Origin of the sequence: Rhodanobacter sp. Soil772 (assembly GCF_001428385.1) — a bacterium.
In the GTDB taxonomy this organism is placed as follows: domain Bacteria; phylum Pseudomonadota; class Gammaproteobacteria; order Xanthomonadales; family Rhodanobacteraceae; genus Rhodanobacter.
Genome location: NZ_LMSK01000001.1, coordinates 1,360,178 through 1,380,815, shown reverse-complemented (window position 1 = coordinate 1,380,815; position 20,638 = coordinate 1,360,178). Strand labels below are relative to the sequence as shown.

The 20,638-nt window shown below is 67.4% G+C and carries 18 protein-coding genes; 9 read left to right on the top strand and 9 right to left on the bottom strand.

Features of this window, described 5'->3' with window-relative positions; translation table 11 throughout:
• The first annotated feature begins 57 nt into the window (after nt 1-57).
• From rng to ASG75_RS06450, 6 genes are all read left to right on the top strand, one after another.
• A complete protein-coding gene (rng, locus tag ASG75_RS06475; RefSeq protein WP_056386787.1) occupies nt 58-1,536 on the top strand; it encodes a ribonuclease G in 1,479 nt (492 codons plus the stop codon).
• A gap of 36 nt (nt 1,537-1,572) precedes the next feature.
• On the top strand, nt 1,573-5,565 hold the full coding sequence (locus ASG75_RS06470) for a YhdP family protein (RefSeq protein WP_056386785.1): 3,993 nt from the start codon (nt 1,573-1,575) through the stop codon (nt 5,563-5,565).
• A gap of 62 nt (nt 5,566-5,627) precedes the next feature.
• Nucleotides 5,628-7,067, top strand: a complete 1,440-nt coding sequence (tldD, locus tag ASG75_RS06465) for a metalloprotease TldD (RefSeq protein WP_056386783.1) — start codon at nt 5,628-5,630, stop codon at nt 7,065-7,067.
• Between the two features lie 445 nt (nt 7,068-7,512).
• The gene (locus tag ASG75_RS06460) at nt 7,513-9,138 is read left to right on the top strand and encodes a S53 family peptidase (protein WP_162253094.1); all 1,626 of its coding nucleotides are present in this window, start codon (nt 7,513-7,515) and stop codon (nt 9,136-9,138) included.
• A gap of 398 nt (nt 9,139-9,536) precedes the next feature.
• On the top strand, nt 9,537-9,821 hold the full coding sequence (locus tag ASG75_RS06455) for a ribbon-helix-helix protein, CopG family (RefSeq protein WP_056386780.1): 285 nt from the start codon (nt 9,537-9,539) through the stop codon (nt 9,819-9,821).
• Between the two features lies 1 nt (nt 9,822).
• Nucleotides 9,823-10,119 (top strand): type II toxin-antitoxin system RelE/ParE family toxin, encoded by a 297-nt coding sequence (locus tag ASG75_RS06450; RefSeq protein ID WP_056386778.1) that lies wholly within the window; start codon nt 9,823-9,825, stop codon nt 10,117-10,119.
• Between the two features lie 36 nt (nt 10,120-10,155).
• Here the strand turns inward: ASG75_RS06450 and ASG75_RS06445 are convergent, their stop codons facing one another.
• The 4 genes from ASG75_RS06445 to ASG75_RS06430 all read right to left on the bottom strand — a co-directional run bounded on the left by ASG75_RS06445 (nt 10,156) and on the right by ASG75_RS06430 (nt 13,572).
• Nucleotides 10,156-10,980 carry a DUF3883 domain-containing protein gene (locus ASG75_RS06445; RefSeq protein ID WP_235580151.1) on the bottom strand — a complete coding sequence of 275 codons (825 nt, stop codon included), beginning with the start codon at nt 10,978-10,980 and terminating at the stop codon, nt 10,156-10,158.
• Between the two features lie 173 nt (nt 10,981-11,153).
• Entirely contained in the window at nt 11,154-12,032 is an 879-nt protein-coding gene (locus tag ASG75_RS06440; RefSeq protein WP_056386774.1) for a nuclease-related domain-containing protein, read from the bottom strand.
• A gap of 689 nt (nt 12,033-12,721) precedes the next feature.
• Nucleotides 12,722-13,273 carry a ribosome biogenesis factor YjgA gene (gene yjgA / locus ASG75_RS06435; RefSeq protein ID WP_056386772.1) on the bottom strand — a complete coding sequence of 184 codons (552 nt, stop codon included), beginning with the start codon at nt 13,271-13,273 and terminating at the stop codon, nt 12,722-12,724.
• 29 nt (nt 13,274-13,302) lie between these two features.
• Nucleotides 13,303-13,572: a DUF1653 domain-containing protein gene (locus ASG75_RS06430; protein WP_056386771.1), complete on the bottom strand. Its 270-nt coding sequence runs from the start codon at nt 13,570-13,572 to the stop codon at nt 13,303-13,305.
• Nucleotides 13,573-13,678: 106 nt separating this feature from the next.
• Between ASG75_RS06430 and pmbA the strand changes: the two genes are divergently transcribed.
• Together pmbA and ASG75_RS06420 are read left to right on the top strand one after the other, a co-directional pair.
• On the top strand, nt 13,679-15,061 hold the full coding sequence (pmbA, locus tag ASG75_RS06425; protein ID WP_056386769.1) for a metalloprotease PmbA: 1,383 nt from the start codon (nt 13,679-13,681) through the stop codon (nt 15,059-15,061).
• A gap of 277 nt (nt 15,062-15,338) precedes the next feature.
• Nucleotides 15,339-15,740 carry a DUF4870 domain-containing protein gene (locus tag ASG75_RS06420; protein WP_082547506.1) on the top strand — a complete coding sequence of 134 codons (402 nt, stop codon included), beginning with the start codon at nt 15,339-15,341 and terminating at the stop codon, nt 15,738-15,740.
• Nucleotides 15,741-15,804: 64 nt separating this feature from the next.
• Here ASG75_RS06420 and ASG75_RS06415 read toward each other — a convergent pair whose 3' ends face one another.
• The 5 genes from ASG75_RS06415 to ASG75_RS06395 all read right to left on the bottom strand — a co-directional run bounded on the left by ASG75_RS06415 (nt 15,805) and on the right by ASG75_RS06395 (nt 20,083).
• Nucleotides 15,805-16,704: a farnesyl diphosphate synthase gene (locus tag ASG75_RS06415; protein ID WP_056386766.1), complete on the bottom strand. Its 900-nt coding sequence runs from the start codon at nt 16,702-16,704 to the stop codon at nt 15,805-15,807.
• A complete protein-coding gene (locus ASG75_RS06410; protein WP_056386765.1) occupies nt 16,688-16,945 on the bottom strand; it encodes an exodeoxyribonuclease VII small subunit in 258 nt (85 codons plus the stop codon). Before ASG75_RS06410 ends, ASG75_RS06415 begins: the two co-directional genes overlap by 17 nt.
• 75 nt (nt 16,946-17,020) lie before the next feature.
• The gene (tilS, locus tag ASG75_RS06405; RefSeq protein ID WP_056386763.1) at nt 17,021-18,322 is read right to left on the bottom strand and encodes a tRNA lysidine(34) synthetase TilS; all 1,302 of its coding nucleotides are present in this window, start codon (nt 18,320-18,322) and stop codon (nt 17,021-17,023) included.
• Entirely contained in the window at nt 18,319-19,056 is a 738-nt protein-coding gene (locus tag ASG75_RS06400; protein ID WP_056386761.1) for an NYN domain-containing protein, read from the bottom strand. The genes tilS and ASG75_RS06400 overlap by 4 nt, the downstream gene beginning before the upstream one ends.
• Nucleotides 19,057-19,126: 70 nt before the next feature.
• On the bottom strand, nt 19,127-20,083 hold the full coding sequence (locus ASG75_RS06395) for an acetyl-CoA carboxylase carboxyltransferase subunit alpha (RefSeq protein ID WP_056386760.1): 957 nt from the start codon (nt 20,081-20,083) through the stop codon (nt 19,127-19,129).
• 163 nt (nt 20,084-20,246) lie between these two features.
• Between ASG75_RS06395 and ASG75_RS06390 the strand changes: the two genes are divergently transcribed.
• Nucleotides 20,247-20,624 (top strand): YajD family HNH nuclease, encoded by a 378-nt coding sequence (locus ASG75_RS06390; RefSeq protein WP_056386759.1) that lies wholly within the window; start codon nt 20,247-20,249, stop codon nt 20,622-20,624.
• The last annotated feature ends 14 nt before the right edge of the window (nt 20,625-20,638 follow it).

Genomic DNA, 20,638 nt, shown 5'->3' with positions numbered 1-20,638 from the left:
TCATCGACAGTCCGTGGCCGCACCGCTATAAAGATCATCTGTCCGGGGGAGTATGCGGTGAGCGAAGAAATCCTGATCAACGTGACCCCGCGCGAGACGCGGGTCGGGGTGGTCGAGAACGGCATGTTGCAGGAGGTGCATGTCGAGCGGGCATCCCGGCGCGGCTATGTCGGGAATATCTACAAGGGCCGCGTGCAGCGGGTGATGCCGGGCATGCAGGCGGTGTTCGTGGAGATCGGGCTGGAGCGCGCGGCGTTCCTGCACGCCTCGGACATCGTGCGCCCGCTGCCGCCCGAAGGCGCCGAATCGAACGGCAACGGCAATGGCCACGTGCCCTCGATCAGCGAACTGGTGCACGAAGGCCAGGAGATCGTGGTGCAGGTGGTGAAGGACCCGATCAGCACCAAGGGCGCGCGGCTGTCGGCACACCTGTCGATTCCCTCGCGCTACCTGGTGCTGCTGCCGTACGCGCGCACCCTGGGCATTTCCGCGCGGATCGAGGACGAGGCCGAGCGCCAGCGGCTGCGCGACGTGCTGACTCCGCTGATCGGCGATACCCCGCTGGGCTACATCGTGCGCACCAATGCCGAGGGCCAGAGCGCCGAGTCGCTGGCGTTCGACGTGACCTACCTGAGCAAGGTATGGCGGGTGGTGCAGGAGAACATCGCCAAGGCCAGGGTCGGCGAGCGCGTGTACGAGGAATTGTCGCTGCCGCTGCGCAGCCTGCGCGACATGCTCAACGAGGACATCGAGAAGGTGCGGGTGGATTCGCGCGCGACGTTCGAGAACGTGGTCAAGTTCGTGCACAAGTTCATGCCGAACCTGGACGACCGCATCGAGCACTACGACGGCGAGCGGCCGATCTTCGACCTGTACGGCGTCGAGGACGAGATGCAGCGCGCGCTGAAGAAGGAAGTGCCGCTGAAGTCCGGCGGCTACCTGATCGTCGACCAGACCGAGGCGATGACCACGATCGACGTCAATACCGGCGCCTACCTGGGCACGCGCAATCTGGAAGAAACGGTCTACCGCACCAACCTCGAAGCGGCGCAGGCGGCGGCGCGCCAGCTGCGCCTGCGCAACCTGGGCGGCATCATCATCATCGACTTCATCGACATGAGCGACGAGGAACACAAGCGCCAGGTGCTGCGCATGCTCGGCAAGGGGCTGGCGCGCGACCACGCCAAGACCACGGTGTACCCGATGTCGGCGCTGGGCCTGGTCGAAATGACCCGCAAGCGCACCACCGAAAGCCTGGCCCGCCAGCTGTGCGAACCGTGCCCGACCTGCAGCGGCCGCGGCGTGCTGAAGACCGCCGAAACGGTGACCTACGAGATCTTCCGCGAGATCACCCGCGCGGTGCGCCAGTTCAACGCGCAGAAGCTGCTGGTGATGGCGAACCCTGCCGTGGTGAACCGGATCCTGGAGGAAGAATCCAGCGCGGTCGCGGAACTGGAAGAGTTCATCTCCAAAAGCATACGCTTTCAGGCCGAAGAGCATTATTCGCAGGAACAGTTCGATGTCGTCTTGCTGTAAATCCGGCGGCCGTAGATTCGACCGGGCTCGCCGCGCGTGAACGCGTTGTGGCGGCGGCGGCTGCATCGTTGCGCCCGCGCGTCGGGCTGGGTCGCCGGGGTCGCGCTGATCCTGCTCGCCGTCATCGCGGCGCTGGCCCAGTTACTGCTGCCGTTGCTGGCGCGGCACCCGGACTGGGTGGCGGCGCAGCTCAGCGCGCGGCTGCAGCGCCCGGTCAGCTTTGCCTCGATGGAAGGGCGCTGGACCGGCTCCGGCCCGGAGTTCGTGATGCACGGGGTGACCATCGGCGCGGCAGCCGGCGAGAGCGGTGCCGCGCTGCAGCTGCCCGAGTCCGAACTGAAGTTCGACTTCGGCGGCTGGCTGCTGCCGTCGCGGCACCTGCTCAACCTGCACGTACGCAACCTGCAACTGGACTTGCTGCACGACGCCCACGGCTGGCGCGTCAACGGCATCGGCGTGGCCGGCGGCAGCGGTCGGCAACCGCTGTCGCTGGGCCGGCTGTCGGCCGACCTGTGGCTGGAGGACCTGCGCGTGGTGGTTACCGACGCCACCCTGGACAAGCACTACACGCTGCTGTCGAAACAGCTGCGGCTGAGCCACCAGGGCAGCCATATCCGCTTCGGCGGCGTGCTGCGGCGCGATGGCGTGAGCGCCGCGGTGCGCACCGCCGGCCGTTTCCGCGATGACGGCAGCACGGGTCAGGTGTGGGCCAGCGTCGACGGCACCGAACTGAAGCCGTTGCTGGACGGCATCGATATGGGCGGCTATACGGTCGACCACGGCCGCGGCCAGCTGAGCGCCTGGCTCGACTGGCGCAAGGGCCAGCTGAGCCGCAGCCTGGTCCGTTTCGACCTGGACACGCTGGCGGTGATCGCGCCCACCGGCGGCAGGGCCAGCGTGGCGTCGCTGCACGGCTTGGCCGGCGTGCGTCATGTCGACGACGGCTACGACGTGCGCTGGGCCGGCGACGACGGCAGCGCGCTGATGCTGGGTGTGCATCTGCCCGGTACCGACAACACCAGCGTGGATGTCGCCGCGCGCAAGCTGCAGCTGGCGCCGTTGCTGCCGTGGCTGGCGCTGAAGCCGGCGTTGAAGCCGGCACTGGCGCAGTGGCTGGGCGGCGGCCATCCACGCGGCGAGCTGAACCGGCTCGCCTTGCACTGGAATCACGCCGAGGGGCTGCATTCAGTCGACCTGGCGTTCAACGGCCTGGGCATCGACCCGGTCGGCAAGCTGCCGGGCGTGAGCAGCCTGCACGGCGAGTTGCGCGGCGATGCCGAGGCGCTGTCGCTGGAACTGCCGGCGCAGGCCACCACGCTGAGCTTTCCGCAGGAGTTCCGCGAGCCGTTCGTGATGTCGACGCTGGCCGGCACGCTGGCGTTCTGGCCGCAGGACGGCGACTGGCACATCGGCGTCGACGCGCTGGATTTCGCTGGCGCCGGCTATGCCGGCCAGGCCCGCGGCGAGCTGGTCCTGCCGGCGCAGGGCGGCGCCCCGTTCATGGACATGTACGCGAAGCTCGACCATGCCGACGTGGTCGCCGCCAAGCTGTTCTGGCCGCTGGGGTCGATGTCGCCCGGCACCATCGCCTGGCTCGATCGCGGCCTGCAGGCGGGCCGCCTCGACGAGGCGCAGGTGCTGGTGCGCGGCGACCTGCACGACTGGCCGTTCCGGCACAACGAAGGGCGCTTCGAGGCGCGTGCGGTGATCAGCGACCTCACCCTCGACTACGGCAAGGGCTGGCCGCGCGCCGAAGGCGTCAGCGCGGTGGCCAACTTCATCAACAACGGCATGCTGGTCGAAGCCAGCGACGGGCATTCGCTCGGGGTAAAGGCGGAGCGGGCGGTCGCCGTGATCCCGGATTTCCACGACGCATTGCTCGACCTCAACGTGCAGGGCGGCGGCAGCGGTGCCAGCCTGATGGAATTCGTGCGCAAGAGCCCGGTCGGCAGCCGCGAGGCCGACACCCTGGCCAAGTTGAAACTGGGCGGCAGCGGCACGTTCGACTTCCACCTGACGCTGCCGTTGAAGCCGGGCGGGGAGCCGCAACTGGACGGCCTGGCCCGGTTGAAGGACGCCGACCTCAGCGCGCCGGCATGGAACCTTCAACTGGACAAGCTCAACGGCCCGCTGAAGTTCGATGCGCACGGCATGCAGGCCGGTCCGCTGGACGTCGGCTTCCGCGGCCAGCCGTCGACCCTGCAACTGGCGATCGCGGCGGCCAACCGTGACCCGGCCACCGTGCTGTCGGCGCAACTGCACGGCAACTACCGCATGGCCGAGCTGGTGCAGGACTATCCGTCGCTGGGCTGGATCGGCCAGCTCGCCGACGGGCGCAGCGCGTTCGACATCGGCTTCGCCATCGCCCGCGTGCCGGGCAGCGATGCGCTGGCGCAGACCCTCAGCGTCGACTCGTCGCTGGACGGGATCGCGCTGGACCTGCCGGCGCCGCTGCACAAGCCGGCAGCAGCCAGCCTGCCGCTGCACCTGACCATGAGCCTGCCGGTCGGCGGCAGTGAATTGCGACTTGGCCTGGGTGATGCGATGCGCGGCTACCTGCGCCTGGCCGACGGCGAGCAGCGGCCGCTGGCCGGCACTCTCGCGTTCGGCAACCAGATGCCCGAGACCTTGCCGGATCGCGACCTGCGCATCCGCGGCCACGCCAACCGGCTCGACGTCACCGGCTGGGTGCAGCGTGCGGTGGCCGGCAGCGGTAGCGGCGGACCGGGGCTGGAGAGCCTCGACGTCAGCACCGACCAGGCCGAATGGTTCGGCCGCGAGTTGGGCGCGTTGAAGCTGCACGCCACGCTGCAGCCGGACCTGCTGAGCGTGGACGTGGACGGTCCGGCGATGCTCGGCAACTACAGCATGCCGACGCGGGAACTGGACAAGCGCGGCGTCACCGCGCGGCTGAAACGGCTGTACTGGCCGAAAGACCCCGCAGCCGAGGCCGCCAGCCATCCGCCCAAAACCGCCGCCGGCGCCACGCCGCCGGCCGCCGCGGCTCCCGTCGTTCCAGTACCCGATCCGGCCAATACCGGGATCAACCCGGCGGCACTGCCGCCGTTCCACGTGTGGGTGGGCGACCTGCGCATGGGCGACGCGAAACTCGGCGAGGCGCGCCTGGAAACCTGGCCGACGGCGGAGGGCCTGCACATCGAGCAGTTGCGCGCGCTGTCCAGCCGCGTGCAGATCAACGCCAGCGGCGACTGGAACGGCAACGCCAGCAGCAGCCGCACCCACATGCGGATCAACTTCGCCGCCGAGGATCTCGGCGCGATGCTGGGCGCGCTCGGTTTCGACGGGCTGGTCAACGGCGGCAAGACGCGCGACCAGCTCGACGCCAGCTGGCCCGGTGCGCCCAGCGGGTTGTCGCTGGCCACCATGGACGGCACGCTCAGCATCCAGGTCAACGACGGCCGCATTCCCGAGGCGGCGTCGCCGGGCGTGGGGCGGCTGCTCGGGCTGGTTTCGCTGGCCGAGCTGCCGCGCCGGCTCACCCTGGATTTCGGCGACGTGTTCGGCAAGGGGCTCGCGTTCGACTCGATCAGCGGCGACTTCAAGCTGGCCAACGGCAACGCCACCACCGACAACCTGGTGATCGCCGGCCCGGCGGCGAACATCAGCGTCACTGGCCGCACCGGCCTGCGCGCCAAGGACTACGACCAGCAGATGCTGGTGGTGCCGCATGTCGGCAACAGCTTGCCGCTGGTCGGTGCGGTGGTCGGCGGCCCGATCGGCGCGGCGGCCGGCTTCGCCGTGCAAGGCCTGCTCGGCAAGGGCCTGAACCAGGCCGCCAGCGCGCGCTACCGGGTCACCGGCAGCTGGGACGACCCGGTGATGACCCTGCTGGAGAAGCGCGGCACCGCCACGGCGCCGGCCGCGCCCTTGCTCAATCCCGCCCTCAGCCTGCCGGCCGCGGCAAGCAGCGTGCAACCGCCGGCACTACCTGGTTTGCCGGCCGCCCCGGGCAGCGCCGCGCTGCCGGCCGCGGCCAGCTCGGTCCCGCCGCCCGCGTCCAGGCTTTAAAGCCGTCGGCGACAGCCCCATGTGGGATAGTTCCGGACCGACCACAGACAAACGAAAGCCCCATGGATTCCCTGATCGCCCTCGCCGAAAGCAAGCTGTTGTCCCCCGGCGGCATCGCCACCGGCGACCTCGACCGCGTGTTCACCCAGCTGATGGGCCCGTCGATCGACGCCGCCGACCTGTACTTCCAGCATTCGCGCAGCGAGTCGTGGACGCTGGAGGAGGGCATCGTCAAGGACGGCAGCCACTCGATCGAGCAGGGCGTGGGCGTGCGCGCGATCAGCGGCGAGAAGACTGGCTTCGCCTATTCCGACGAGATCGTGCTGCCGCAGTTGCTGGAAGCGTCGAAAGCCGCGCGCGCGATCGCGCACGACGGCAACGGCGCCGGCAAGCCGCTGGCGCTGAATGGTGCGCGCCAGCTGTATCCGGCGATCGATCCGGTCGAGAGCCTGCCCAACCCCGACAAGATCGCGCTGCTGCGCGAGGTCGATGCGTATGCGCGTGCGCGCGACCCGCGCATCAAGCAGGTCATTGTCAGCCTCGCCGCGACCATGGACACTATCCTGATCGCCGCCTCCGACGGCACCCTGGCCGCCGACGTGCGCCCGCTGGTGCGCATCAACATCCAGGTGATCGCCGAGCAGAACGGCCGGCGCGAGCAGGGTTATTCCGGCGGCGGCGGCCGCTACGGTTACCGCGAGCTGATCGAGAACGGCCGCGCGCTGGCGTTCGCCGACGAAGCCGTGCGCCAGGCGCTGGTGAACCTGGATTCGGTCGATGCGCCGGCCGGCCAGATGACCGTGGTGCTCGGCCCCGGCTGGCCCGGCGTGTTGCTGCACGAAGCGATCGGCCACGGCCTGGAAGGCGATTTCAACCGCAAGGGCAGCTCCGCGTTCTCCGGCCGCATCGGCCAGCGCGTGGCCGCCAAGGGCGTCACCATCGTCGACGACGGCACCTTGGTCGGTCGCCGCGGCTCGCTCAGCATCGACGACGAAGGCACGCCCACCGAATGCACCACCCTGATCGAGGATGGCATTCTAAAAGGCTATATGCAGGACAAGCTCAACGCGCGCCTGATGGGCATGGCGCCCACCGGCAACGGTCGCCGCGAATCGTTCACCGCCCTGCCGATGCCGCGCATGACCAACACCTACATGCGGGCCGGCTCGCACGATCCGGCCGAGATCATCCGCTCGGTGAAGAAGGGCCTGTACGCGCCGAACTTCGGCGGCGGCCAGGTCGACATCACCAACGGCAAGTTCACCTTCTCTGCGTCCGAGGCCTACCTGATCGAGGACGGTCGCATCACTCGTCCGGTCAAGGGCGCCACGCTGATCGGCTCCGGCCCCGAGGTGCTCAACCGCGTTTCGATGATCGGCAACGACCTCGCGCTGGATGAAGGCGTGGGCGTGTGCGGCAAGGACGGGCAGAGCGTGCCCGTGGGCGTGGGCCAGCCGACGCTGAAGATTGACTCGATGACGGTGGGCGGCACCGCGTCCTGAACTCCGGCGCCGCGCCCGTTCACCCGAAGCGCAGCCAACCCGCCGCCATTCGCCCTGAGTGAAGTCGCAGGCGCTTGCTGCGACGACACGGCTGCTGCGCGGCAGCCTTCGGCTGCATCCGGAACGAAGAGTTTTCCCAGGCCTGAAGACAGCCGGGCGTATCGCCCGTGGGCGAGCCCGACACATGCGCGGCAAGCCGGCTCTGGATGTTGTTGCGAAGGGGTTGCTAGTTCATGCGGTTTCGCAAAGTATTGCGAATCAATAACTTGTTTGCATTTTTTTGACGGACGCACGGATCATTCAGCGTCGCTGCGTGTTAGCGTCGAAGACTGGCGAGGTCGGGAATTTGTCCGGGGGGACCCAAGGCCGCGTCATGTGATTCCGGTCCGTTGGCGGCCGGAATTTTTCTGTTCGCACCATCAATTTTCGGGGATGAACCATGCAGATGAAGAAGACTTCGCTGTGTCTGGCGATGGGGGCAATCTGGGCGCTGGCGTCCACGGTCGCAACGGCGGCCGGCGTCGATGCAACCTGGAGAACGACGGCCACGCACGCCCACGTGCCGGCCGCGTCGGTGAACATGAGTGACCTGGTGGCATTCGACATGCCGCTGCACGTGCAGGTGGCGTTGAAGATCCAGAACAAGGGCGCGCTCGACGATTTCATCGCCGCCGCGCACAACCCGGCCAGCCCGCTGTTCCGCGCCAAGCTGCAGGCGGGCGATGTGGCCGCGAATTTCCTGCCGAGCCAGGTACAGGCGCAGGCCGTGGCCGATTACCTGAGCCGGGCCGGTTTCACCAACGTCAGCGTCTCCGCCAACCGCCTGCTGGTTTCCGCCGACGGTACCGCCGGCAGCGCGCAAACCGCGTTCGGCACGCGCTTCGTCAAGGCTGCCGATGAAAACGGCCGGGCGGCGTACGCCAACATCGACGACGCCAGGGTGCCGGCAGCATTGGCCGACCTCGTGCTGTCGGTGAGCGGCCTGCAGACGGTGACGCATCCGCACACGATGATCGTCAAGGCCGCGCTGCAAAACAGCGGCACGACGACCCACGGCCGGCCGGGCGGCGGCAGCACGCTTGTCGGCCACAATCCGACCACGTTCCCGACGATCTACGACGTGGGCAGCACACCGACCGCCTCGACGATCACGGTGGGCATCATCAGCGACGGCGACATGACCCAGCCGCTGAAGGATCTGACCAGCTTCACCACCGCCAACCATCTGCCGGCGGTGAATACCCAGGTGGTGACGGTGGGCACGCCGGGCACCGACACCAGTGGCACGCCCGAGTGGGATCTGGACAGCCAGGATATCGTCGGCATGTCCGGCGGCGTCGGCAAGCTGATCTTCTACGCCGCCAATTCGCTGACCAACAGCGCGCTCACCGCGGCGTTCAACCGGGTGGTCAGCGACAACCAGGCGCAGGTCATCAACGTGTCGCTCGGCGAATGCGAAACCAGCGCTTACCAGGACGGCTCGATGGCGGCGGACGACCAGCTCTTCGCGCTGGGCACGGCGCAGGGGCAGACGTTCTCGATCTCGACCGGCGACGCCGGCTCCAACGAGTGCGGCAAGTCGCCCAGCGGCACCACGCCAAGCTACCCGGCCAGTTCGCCCTACGTGGTGGCGGTGAGCGGCACCACGCTCACCACCGGCACGTCGAACAGCTGGGTGAGCGAGACGCTATGGAGCAAGGCCGGCGGCAGCCCGAGCACGGTGGAACCGAAGCCGAGCTGGCAAACCCAGGGCGGCGGCACCACCCGCGACGTGGCCGACGTGGCGTTCGATGCCGACCCGAATTCGGGCGCCATCATCATCGTCAACGGCAGCAACGCGCAGTACGGCGGCACCAGCCTGTCCGCACCGCTGTTCGCCGCCACCTGGGCTCGCATGCTCGCGGCGCACCCGACGCTGGGCTTTGCGGCACCGCACCTGTACACCGTGTCCACCGCCAGCTATCACGACGTCACCTCCGGCAGCAACGGCGGCGAGACCGCGACGGTCGGCTGGGACTACGCCAGCGGGTTCGGCAGCGGCATCGTGAGTGCGCTGAACGCGGGGCTGTAACTTCCGCGATGCGCCATGCGCGGGCGTCCGCCGAGAGGAGGGCGCCCGCGTTGTGTGTGACCACGGATAATTGCCGCGCGGCCTATCGACCCCGACTCACCTCGCTTGGCGCTTGCCGGGCATTGGCAACCGCTCCTGCGTTGTCTCAACTCCGGTACCCATGCGCTCGCCATGGCCCGCATTCGGTCGCAACCGTTGCGTGGTCGCGAGAGCGAAAGCTGAAGAGCCGAGTCTTGTCACGTGCGGCCTCTCCCGGGCATCGCCGATCTCGATCAGTCCGCCAGCAAAGGTCTTTCCAGCCAAGCAGCCTGATGCCGAGCGAGTTGTTTGTTTCGTTGTGCTTCATGTGTCACAAGTGTGCTACATTCGCAGGCGATGACTCTGCCCCGGAGCGTTTCATGAGCACCACGACCATCCGTTTGTCCGAGGATCTGAAAGCTCGCATCGCCGCGGCGGCGAAACAGGCAGGCACGACCTCGCACAATTTCATCCTGGAAGCGATCGCCGAGAAGGCCGACCTGGCCGAGCGTCGTGCCGACTTCGACGCCACGGCGGAGCAGCGTTACGCCCGCATCGTCGAGTCCGGCAAAACCGTTCCCTGGGACGACATGCGCGGTTATCTGGAGGATCGCATCGCCGGCAAGGCAGCGCGGCGCCCGGCGGCCCGCAAGCTGGCGAAATAGCGTGGCGCGCGTCGAACTGGCATCGGAGGTCGGCGCGGATCTCGACCGCATCCTCGACCACCTCCAGCGGCATGAGGCCGAGCATGTCGCAGCCCGACTGCGCGAAATCATCGCAGCGGTCGACGTGCTGCGAACCAATCCGCTGATCGGACGTCCGACCGGCAACGACAAGCGTGAGCTGGTGATCGGTCGAGGTTCGCGCGGCTATGTGGCGCTGTACCGCTATGTGACCGGCATCGATACCGTGTTCGTGCTGGCCGTGCGGGCGCAGCGCGAAGCGGGGTTCGCGGGGCCTTGAAAGTTGCCCGGCCAGAAAAACTTGGTCGGTGACCGGTCAGGCTGTGAACGATGCCAGGTACGTCACGGGATCGAGCGTGCAGTGGACATCTATCGATCCGGGCAACTGGAAAACCCTCGGCTTTTCGCGAAAGTCGAAGAGCCTGTACAGACGGTACTTGTCCGCGTCCGCATTTGATCGAGCGATCTCATTGCGGCTGACGTAGAACGGTGTCAGCTCACCGAACGCCGTCGTCTTGACCTCGATCAGGCGCTCGCGGCCGTCGTTTTCGAAAGACAGGATGTCGTAGCCCAAGCCACCGCCCTGGCTTGCGGCGACATGCTCGACGCGCGCGCTCAAGGACTTTTTGCCCTCGGCGTGCAATCTGCGTGATTCCAGTTCGAGCACGAACAGTTCGCCGGCGCGACCAAGCGAACGGTTGCGTGCTTCGCGGGCGAGATAGTCGCGCCGGACCGGCGAGAAGCGGGGCGCGTACTCGGGAGCGCGTTCGCGCACCTTCGAAGGTTTTGGTGCGGGCACCCACACCGACGTGGATTCGCTGACGGCGATCTCGATGGCCGGGCGCTCGACCGCAGCCTGGGCCGCCGCATCAATGATGGCGTTCCCTTCCAACTGCGACTCCACCACGTCCAGCAGTTCAGCCTGGTAATTGGAGCGAGGCTTGTAGCCGTTGATGTACGGATAGCCCAGAGCGATCAGGACGGCGCTGATGTTGCAGTGCTTGAACTCAACCGATCCCCGGCTGCGCCCATCAAGCTTCTGCACCAGTGCCTCGGCATACTCGGTCTTGTTGTAGCGCTGGCCGTTGAGCTCCAGCGCCAGCATCGTGAGATACGAAGCGACGCAAGCCTCAACTTCCATTCGCGACCAGTCATCGCCTCTAGCCATGTGATGCGCCCTCCCGAATGGATGCTTCCAAGTATGGACAGGCGGCCGGCAGTCGTAACTGAAGGAGAGTCGGCATTGGGGCAGTTGCCGAGGCGGCCTGTGAGACGATCACAGGCCGATCAAATCGCCTGACACCATTCGCCGACTCATGGCAGCGCCGGATAACGCTGCATCAGCGCGTAAGCAATTCGGTTACGCAACGAGTCGCTGAGTGGTTTATCGCCGTGCTTGCCGGTGAAAGTGGCGTGCATCTTCGGGTTGAGGACGATGACGTCGGACAGATGGGCATTCCGGCCGGAATTGACATACCAGCCCGGCAATGCCACCACCGGTACGACAGGTACATTTTCGCCTGCTGCCCCGCGGAGGAACTCTGCCAGCCAGCGTGCCTCGTGGCGAGCCTGTTCCACGGGTTTGCTGGTTACATGATCGGGGAAGCGAAGCGCTTTGCCGTCGTACTCGACGTTGGCGCTTTGCTTTCCCTTGCCGGGTTTTCTGCGTGACTTGGTTTCGACCATATAGACCGCGTGCGGACCGATCACTACGTGGTCAAGGTTGAAGCCATCGGCGGGGATGTCGTGGAAGACTTGGCAGCCTTTGGACGCAAGCGGTATCAGAAGCTGTGCGGTCATCAATTCGGCATCCAGGCCCTCGCGCAGCCTCTGGCGTTTGGCGACCAGTCGCGTGACCTTGCGGATTGCCCAGGCCAACATTCCTACGAAGAAGATGCTCAGTATCCATTCGCCGAGGCCAAATTTGACCTTCGACCAATCGAGTTGTGGCAACGCCCAGGCGCAGATGAGGAATGGCCCGATAAAAGATATGGTCATAAACGCTTCATCGATGCCGTCGCTGGATTTTTCCAGCTCGCGACGCAGTTGCTCACCCGGGCCATGATGCAATTTGTCGGTCAGTGGTGAGCGTCGCCCGTCGCGCATCTGCAAGAAGCGGATCAGAAACACTATCGCGACCGCGACGAGTATCGGAAGGATTATCGAAAGAAGCGGAATGAGCGTGTACATCATTCGGGTGTCCTCGCAGTGGCGCAGCGTTGCGTGGCCTCTGGCGTGGTGTTGCCCGGCGACACGTGTTTACGTTCGTGCGAAAGGCGTGGCGATCGATCTCCGATCTCGTTCCAGTGAAGTTGCATGGTGGCCCCCTTTAATTCGGAAGAATACGCCACCTGCACACGGGTGCAGCTGTGCGCAGCAGTGCCGACTGTTTGCTCCGGCTCTTGTTTTGTCCTGGCTCTTCTGAAAAGTGCGGGCCACGATGGCCCGCTGCTCTACAGGGGTCCCTTGCGCGGCGGTGAGTCGGGGTCGACAGGCCGCGCAGCGGGAGTCGACAGGGGTGTCGACTCCTTTTCGCCCGGACAGGAGTCCGGTCGAAAAGCCCGGCCCCGGCTCACGGACTTGCCGCCCATGGATGGGCGGCAAGCGCCGAGCGGGGTGGCCTTTCTCTTTGGTTATCTTTCTCTTTGGCCACACAAAGAGAAAGTAACTCGGTCGCCGAAGGCGATCGACTGCTCTGCACTTGAGCTTTTTGCTTCGAGGTACACGGGAGGAAACGGCTCGCTAGCGGAGGGAGCGCAGAAAGTTTTGCGCGCCTTGGATATGGCGCCCGGCCACTGCTTTGCAATCACTCTGCGACTTCGCTGCGCTACGCCTGTCCTGAGCTGGTCGAAGGGCTCAGGGCGAACGGGCGGGGAGGCGCGTCAGTCCTCGGAGGCGTCGCCCGCCTGCAGATCCTTCAACAACTGAAAGATCTCTCGATATGCCCGCGGCGGCTTGTTCGGCGTGTCCTTCTCGATGCGCGCTTGGCGCACCAGCGAACGCAGGTGCTGGCGATCGACCTGCGGATGTTCGGCGATCAGTTCCGACAGGGCGGCTTCGTCCTCGGCGACCAGGCGGTCGCGCATCGCTTCGAGGCGATGCATCGCTGCGGTTTCCTGACGCTGCTTCTCGCGGTTCTCGCCGAGTTCGGCGCGCACGGCGGCGAAGTCATCGTCACCGTAGCGACGCATGACTTTGGCGAGGAAGGCGAGCTGGCGCTTCTTCGCGCCGTGGGAAGGGGTGCGGCGGGTGACGTCGATCTCGTGGCGCACGTCGTCCGGCAGCGCCAGTTTGGCCAGCCGGCTCGGTTGCAGGTCGACCAGTTGCTGCGCCAGCACCAGGACGGCCAACGCCTCACGGCGCTGCTGGGTGCGGCTGGGGCCGTAGTCCTCGTCGTCGAGTTCGGTCTGGTTGCGGCTGCGGCTCGGGCTCACGGGTTCATTCCAGAAGAAAAGCGGGTGGATCAGGCGTGCGGGTCGTTGCTGGCCAGCCCGGTCGGGCCTTGTTCGGCCGGGTCCAGTTCGGCTTGTTCCAGCGCGAAGCGGGCGATCGGCTCGCCGTCCAGTTCGATGGTTTCGCTGAACATCGCGGCGGGGCGCACCCACAGGCCGTGATCGCCGTAGAGCGCCTGGTAGACCACCAGCGGTTCCATCGTTTCGCTGTGGTGTGCGGTGCCCAGCACGCGGTAGCGCAGACCCTTGTAGTGACGATAGATGCCGGCGGTGGGTTGCATGGGCGTTCTCCGCAGCTCTTTTCATTTCGCCGCCGCGCCCCCAAGTTGGGGGCCTGCGGTCGCGAACCGCTTATTCTACCCGTCTATTTCCCAGGAAAGCCCGAACGTGAGCGAAGTTGCCATCAGCCAGGACCGCAACCTGCCGGATCGTAGTGAGCCTGAACTCGACCGGCTGGCGCAGCTGGCCGAGGACGTGATCCGCCGCGCCCGCGCCGCCGGCGCCAGCCAGGCCGAGGTGGCCGCCAGCATCGACACCGGGCTCAGCGTGAACGTGCGCCTGGGCGAGGTGGAGACGGTGGAGCACACCCGCGACCGCGGTTTCGGGCTCACCGTGTACTTCGGCCAGCGCAAGGGCTCGGCCAGCACCGCCGACCTCAACCCCGATTCGATCCAGGCCACGCTGGACCAGGCTTGCGCGATCGCGCGCTTCACCGAGGCCGATCCGGCCGCGGGGCTGGCCGATGCGGCGCGCATGGCAAGGTCATTTCCCGACCTCGACCTGTGGCATCCGTGGGACATCGACACCACGCGCGCGATCGAGCTGGGCATCGCCATCGAGGACGCCGGTCGCGCGCACGCCGGCATCAGCAATTCCGACGGCGCCAGCGTGCAGGCCGGGCAGGGGCTGTCGGTGTACGCGAACTCGCACGGCTTCGTCGGGCGCGAGCGCGGCACGCGGCATTCGCTGTCGCTGGCGCTGATCGCCGGCGACGAGGACGGCATGCAGCGCGATTACTGGTATGACAGTGTGCGCGCGGCCGGCGATTTCATCAGCGCGCAGGCACTCGGCGACAAGGCGGCCGAACGCACGCTGGCGCGGATGGGCGCGCGCAGCCTGTCGACGCGGCAGTGCCCGGTGCTGTTCGCGCCGGAGCTGGCGCGCGGGCTGATCGGCCACCTGCTCGGTGCGGTCAGCGGCGGTGCGCTGTATCGCCAGGCCAGCTTCCTGCTCGACCATGTCGGCAAGCCGGTGATGCCGGCCTGGCTGAATGTCGACGAGCGGCCGCACCTGCCGCGCGGCCAGGGCTCCGGCAACTTCGACGCCGAGGGCGTGGCCACCCGCGACAGCGCGCTGATCGAAGGCGGTGTGCTGGCGCGTTACGTGCTGGGCAGCTACTCGGCGCGCAAGTTGGGCTTGCAGTCGACCGGCAACGCCGGCGGCATCCACAACCTGATCGTGGAGCCGGGTGCGGTCGACGGCGAGCGCAGCGATTTCGACGGCATGCTGCAACGCCTAGGCAGCGGCCTGCTGGTGACCGAGGTGATGGGGCAGGGCGTGTCCACCGTCACCGGCGATTATTCGCGCGGCGCGGCCGGCTTCTGGGTCGAGAACGGCCGCATTGCGTACCCGGTGGAAGGGATCACCATCGCGGCGAACCTGCGCGAGATGTTCGCCGGCATCGTCGCGGTGGGCACGGATGTCGACCCGCGCTCGCACATCCTCACCGGTTCGATCCTGCTGGAGCGGATGACGGTGGCGGGCGAGTAGGCATGACTCCCTCCCCTGCGTGCAGGGGAGGGTTGGGGTGGGGTGCTCTCGATCTCCGCGCCAGCTCGGAGCAACCCCCTCCCACCCTCCCCCTGCAAAAGCAGGGGGAGGAGCCAGGCGCTGGCACCTCTCTCCAACGATGCAAAGTGGCCGGGTCGCGCTGGCGGCCCGTGCCGCAGATTCATGCGGCAAAGCGGCGCAAGGCTTGCTAGCATCGGCACAACCGGCCAGCGGCCGGCGAGCCGTCGACGCAAGTTCTGACTACAAGGAGATGCGCATGAGCGTTCCACCCGAGTCCGTCATTCCGCCCCCGCCAAACGAGCCGCCCATGGCCGGGGCCCCTTCCGCCGAGGAGCGTCAGTGGGCGATGTTCGCGCACCTGTCCGCGCTGGTCGGCGTGATCATTCCGCTGGGCAGCATCATCGGTCCGCTGGTGATCTGGCTGATCAAGAAAGACACCATGCCGTTCGTCAACGACCAGGGCAAGGAAGCTCTGAACTTCAATATCACCGTGGGTATCGCCGCCATCGTGGGCTGGATCCTGTGCTTCATCCTGATCGGCTTCCTGCTGCTGGCGGTGCTGGCGATCGGCTGGCTGGTATTCGTGATCATCGCCACGATCAAGGCGAACGAGGGCACTACCTACCGCTACCCGTTCACGCTGCGGCTGGTCAGCTGAAACAACGCTTCGCATGATGAAACGAGGGCGGCGCAAGCCGCCCTTTTCATTGCGCGGGGTTCGATCAGTACCGGCGGTGGGCGGCGTACAACGCCAGCTCTTCCAGCAGGGTTGCGCGTGCGCTCAGCGGCGCGATCGCGGCCAGCGCGGCGTCGGTCAGTTCGGCCAGCCGGGCGCGCGAGGCGTCGAGGCCGATGATCGAGGGGAAGGTGGGCTTGGCGGCGGCGGCGTCCTTGCCGGCGGTTTTGCCGATCACCGCCGATTCGCCTTCCACGTCGAGAATGTCGTCGCGCACCTGGAACGCCAGGCCGACCGCGTGGGCGTAGCGGTCCAGCGCCTGCAAGGTGTCGCCGTCGGCGCCGGCGACGAGTGCGCCCAGTTGCACCGAGGCGCGGATCAGTGCGCCGGTCTTGCAGGCGTGCATGTGCTCCAGTTCGTCCAGCGTCAGCGGATGGCCGACGGCCGCCAGGTCCAGCGCCTGGCCGCCGGCCATGCCTTCGGCGCCGCAGGCGCGGCCCAGCGTGCGCAGCATCGCCATGCTAGTGGCCGGGCTGGTGCGCTGTGAGCTGTCGTCGGCGAGGATCTCGAACGCCAGCGCCTGCAGCGCGTCGCCGGCGAGGATCGCCATCGCCTCGCCGAACACGATGTGGCAGGTCGGGCGGCCGCGGCGCAGCGCATCGTCGTCCATCGCGGGCAGGTCGTCGTGCACCAGCGAATAGGCGTGGATCAATTCCACCGCGCAGGCGGCGGCATCCAGCTGCGGCCCGTCTTCGCCCAGCGCGTGCGCGGCGGCGTAGACCAGCAGCGGGCGCAGCCGCTTGCCGCCGCCAAGTACGGCGTAGCGCATCGCGCGGTGCAGCTCGGCGGGGGATTGTTCGGCCGGGGGCAGGCTGCAATCCAGCGCCTGTTCGGCGCGGTGGATCAGTGCTTGCAGGGCGGGGCCAGGCTCAGAGTTCGGGTTCAAACGGTTCGGCGCTGTCGGGGGCATCGGGATCGAGCAGCAGGCGCACGCGCAGTTCGGCCTGCTCCAGCGACTGCTGGCAGTGACGGAACAGGCCGATGCCGCGCTCGAACGAGGCCAGCGATTCGTCCAGGCTCATGTCGCCGCCTTCCATCTTCGCGACCAGTTGCTCCAGCTCGTCGAGGGAGTGTTCGAAGTCGGCGGCGGGCGGGGTCTTGCCGGGTGCGGGAACGGTCTTGGCCATGGCCCGCAACGCTAACGCAGCGGGCGTCCGGAATCAATCTGCGCGGGTGGTGGAAAGCCCCTGGCGTGACCTGGATCAGCGCCCCGGACGCCAGTGCGGTGGCGCGCCGGCCTGGCGGAAAATTGCGGTGCCGCGGGTGCTGATCCAGCGGTCGGCCACCGCGACCAGTTCGCCGTCGGCATACAGCAATGGGCAGGCGTTGCGCTGCCACGGCGGCTGACGCGATTGCTGGAACAGGTCGCGCAGTTCGCGCGTATGCGCGTCGCCATCGGGCTTGATGCGTTCACCGCCGCGACGCAGGCGCACTTGCAGCGGCTCGGCGAGGTGGGCGCCGGCGACGGTCAGCCGCAGTTCGCCGCCGTCGGGCAGCGCCAGCGGTTCGCCGTGCCAGGGCACCTGCCAGTCGGCGTCGACGATGCGCTCGGGTGGCAGTGCCCACAGCCGATCCTTCCAGATGTGCAGTTCGGTGCCGGTCCAGCGGATGCACGGCAACTGGCCCGCACGCGCCCCGCACTGGCGTTCGACCTGCCGCCGCTGCGCGCTGGTAGGCGCGGACAGGCCGCGTGCGTGCAGCCAGTGATCGAGCAGCGGTTCACGCAATGCCGGGGCCAGCGCCAGCCAGCCGCGGGCATCCAGGCTGCCGCTGGCCGGGTCGTGCAACGCCTCGAACGCGGTCAGCCATTGCACCTGCAGCGCATCGGCGGCGGCACGGCTGAGCGCGGCGCTGTGCAGGATCGAATCCACCGCCTGCGGCCAGTGCTGCAGAAGGCGCGGCAGGATTTCGTGGCGCAGCTGGTTGCGCGCCAGGCGGGTGTCGCGGTTGGACGGATCGTCGATGCAGTCCAGCTGCTGTGCCTCGACGTAATCGCGCAGTTGCTGTCGCGACAGCGCCAGCAACGGCCGCCACAACTGGCCGCGACCGAACGGGCGCAGCGCACGCATGCCGCCGAGTCCTTCCGGCCCGGCGCCGCGCAGCAGTTTCAGCAGCACGGTTTCGGCCTGGTCGTCGCGATGGTGGCCGAGCAGCAGGTATTCGCCGTCGCGCAACTGCGTGACCAGCGCGGCATAGCGTGCTTCGCGGGCGGCGGCCTCCACGCCCCTGCCGGTGCCGCTGTCGACCTGCACGCGCAACACCTCGCACGGCACGCCCAGTGCGGCGCAGAAGCGTTCGCAGTGCGCGGCCCAGGCCGCACTGTCCGGGTGCAGGCCGTGATCGACATGCAGCGCGCGCAGTCCGCGCGCACGCGCTTCGGGCAACTGTGCCAGCGCATGCAGCAGGGCGCTGGAATCCGGGCCGCCGCTGAAGGCCACGCACAGTGGCGTCGGTGGTGTGGCCGCCAACGCGGCGTGCAGATGCTGGTGCAGCGGGTCGCTCACTTCTTGCCGTCGCGGGGCCGCACGTAGAGGTGTTTGCCGTTGCCGATCTGGCGCTCCTCGGTGTCGAACAGGCCGATGCCCTTGATCAGGCCGCTGAGCTTGGCGTAGCCGTAGTTGCGCGAGTCGAAGTCGGGCGACTGCTTGTTGACGATCTGGCCGATACGCGCAAGTTGAGCCCAGCCGGTGTCATCGTCCGAGGTTGCCTCGATGGCGCTGCGCAGCAGGTTGACCAGTCGCGTGTCGCCGCGCAGCTCCTTCGCCGAATGCTTCTTCGGGGCGGCCGCAGCGGCGGCTTCGGTCGTGCCGGCCAGCACTTCGGTGTAGATGAACTTGTCGCAGGCGGTACGGAACGGCTCGGGCGTCTTCTTCTCGCCGAAGCCGTAGACGATGCGCCCGGATTCGCGGATGCGCGAGGCGAGCCGGGTGAAGTCGCTGTCGCTGGAGACGATGCAGAAGCCGTCGAAGCGCTCGGCGTAGAGCAGGTCCATTGCGTCGATGATCATGGCCGAGTCGGTGGCGTTCTTGCCGACGGTGTAGCGGAACTGCTGGATCGGCTGGATCGAGTGGCGCAACAGCACTTCCTTCCAGCCGTTGAGGTCGGGCTTGGTCCAGTCGCCGTAGATGCGCTTGACGTGCGCGGTGCCGTACTTGGCGATCTCGGCGAGCAGGCCTTCGACGATCGCCGGGCGGGCGTTGTCGGCATCGATCAGCACCGCAAGTTTGTCGTGGGCCATGACGGATCCCGGCAGCATGAAGGTGATGCCGATGGTAGCGCCAAGCGGGTGACGGGTGCCGCGGCGGGGATTATTCCTGGTACGCGCCGTAGCTGCGCAGGCGCTTGTAGCGTTGCTGCAACAGGTCGGCGACCGGCATCGCCGCGAGTTCGTCGAGCTGCTTCAGCAGCACCGCCTTCAGGCGAATCGCCATCGAGCGCGGGTTGCGGTGCGCGCCGCCCAGCGGCTCGCGCACGACCTTGTCGATCAGACCCAGTTCGAGCAGGCGCGGCGCGGTCATGCCCAGCGCCTCGGCCGCGTCCTTCACCTTGTCCGGGCTCTTCCACAGGATCGAGGCGCAGCCTTCCGGCGAGATCACCGAATAGGTGGAGTACTGCAGCATCAGCGTGCGGTCGCCCACGCCGATCGCCAGCGCGCCGCCGGAGCCGCCCTCGCCGATCACGGTGCAGATGATCGGCACCTTCAGCTCGGCCATCTCCAGCAGGTTGCGCGCGATCGCCTCGCTCTGGCCGCGCTCCTCGGCGCCCACGCCCGGATAGGCTCCGGGCGTGTCGATCAGGGTGAGCAGGGGCAGGCCGAAGCGCTCGGCCATCTTCATCAGGCGCAGCGCCTTGCGGTAACCCTCGGGGCGCGGCATGCCGAAGTTGCGGCGCACCTTGGTCTTGGTGTCGCGGCCCTTCTGGTGGCCGATGATCACCACCGGCCGGCCGTCGATGCGGCCGAGGCCGCCGACGATGGCCGCGTCTTCGGCGTACATGCGGTCGCCGGCCAGTTCGTGGAATTCCTCGCAGATCACGCCGATGTAGTCGAGCGTGTACGGTCGCGCCGGGTGGCGCGACAGCTGGGTGGTCTGCCACGAGTTGAGGTTGCGGAAGATCTCATTCGTCTTGAGCTTCAGCTTCTCGCGCAGGCGGCCGACTTCGTCCTCGATGTTGAACGCCTGGCCGTCGCTGGCGTGGCGAAGCTCTTCGATCTTCGCGTCCAGTTCGGCGATCGGTTGTTCGAAATCGAGGAAGTTGGGGTTCATTCGCGGCAATTCTTGGTACAGAAGCGGCTCAGTATACCGTCCCGCAGGAAAACGCGAGAACGCCGCCGTATGGCTGTGACGGGGTCGACACAAGCCCGCCGCGGGTTCGGCGATTGCGCTATCTTCCGCTCCATCGAGCCACTGCATTCGCCGGATCCGCACCATGCCCAGCAAACCCGTCATCGACAACGCCAAGCTCGACCGCATCGTGGCCGAGGCCCGGCGCAACGCGGAGCAGCGCGAGCTGGGCTATCGCGAGCGCGCGCTGAAGATGTACCCGTGGGTGTGCGGCCGCTGCGCGCGCGAATTCACCCGCGCGAACCTGCAGGAACTGACCGTGCACCACCGCAACCACGACCACGACTACAACCCGCCGGACGGCAGCAACTGGGAGCTGCTGTGCGTGTACTGCCACGACAACGAGCACTCGCGGCATATCGACCACGTGCGCGGCGGGGTACTGGCGGTGGAGGACGCACCGCCGGCGACGGGTAATCCGTTCGCCGACTTGAAGGCGATGCTGGAGCGCGGCAGGAAGTGACGGGGCGGTTCCTC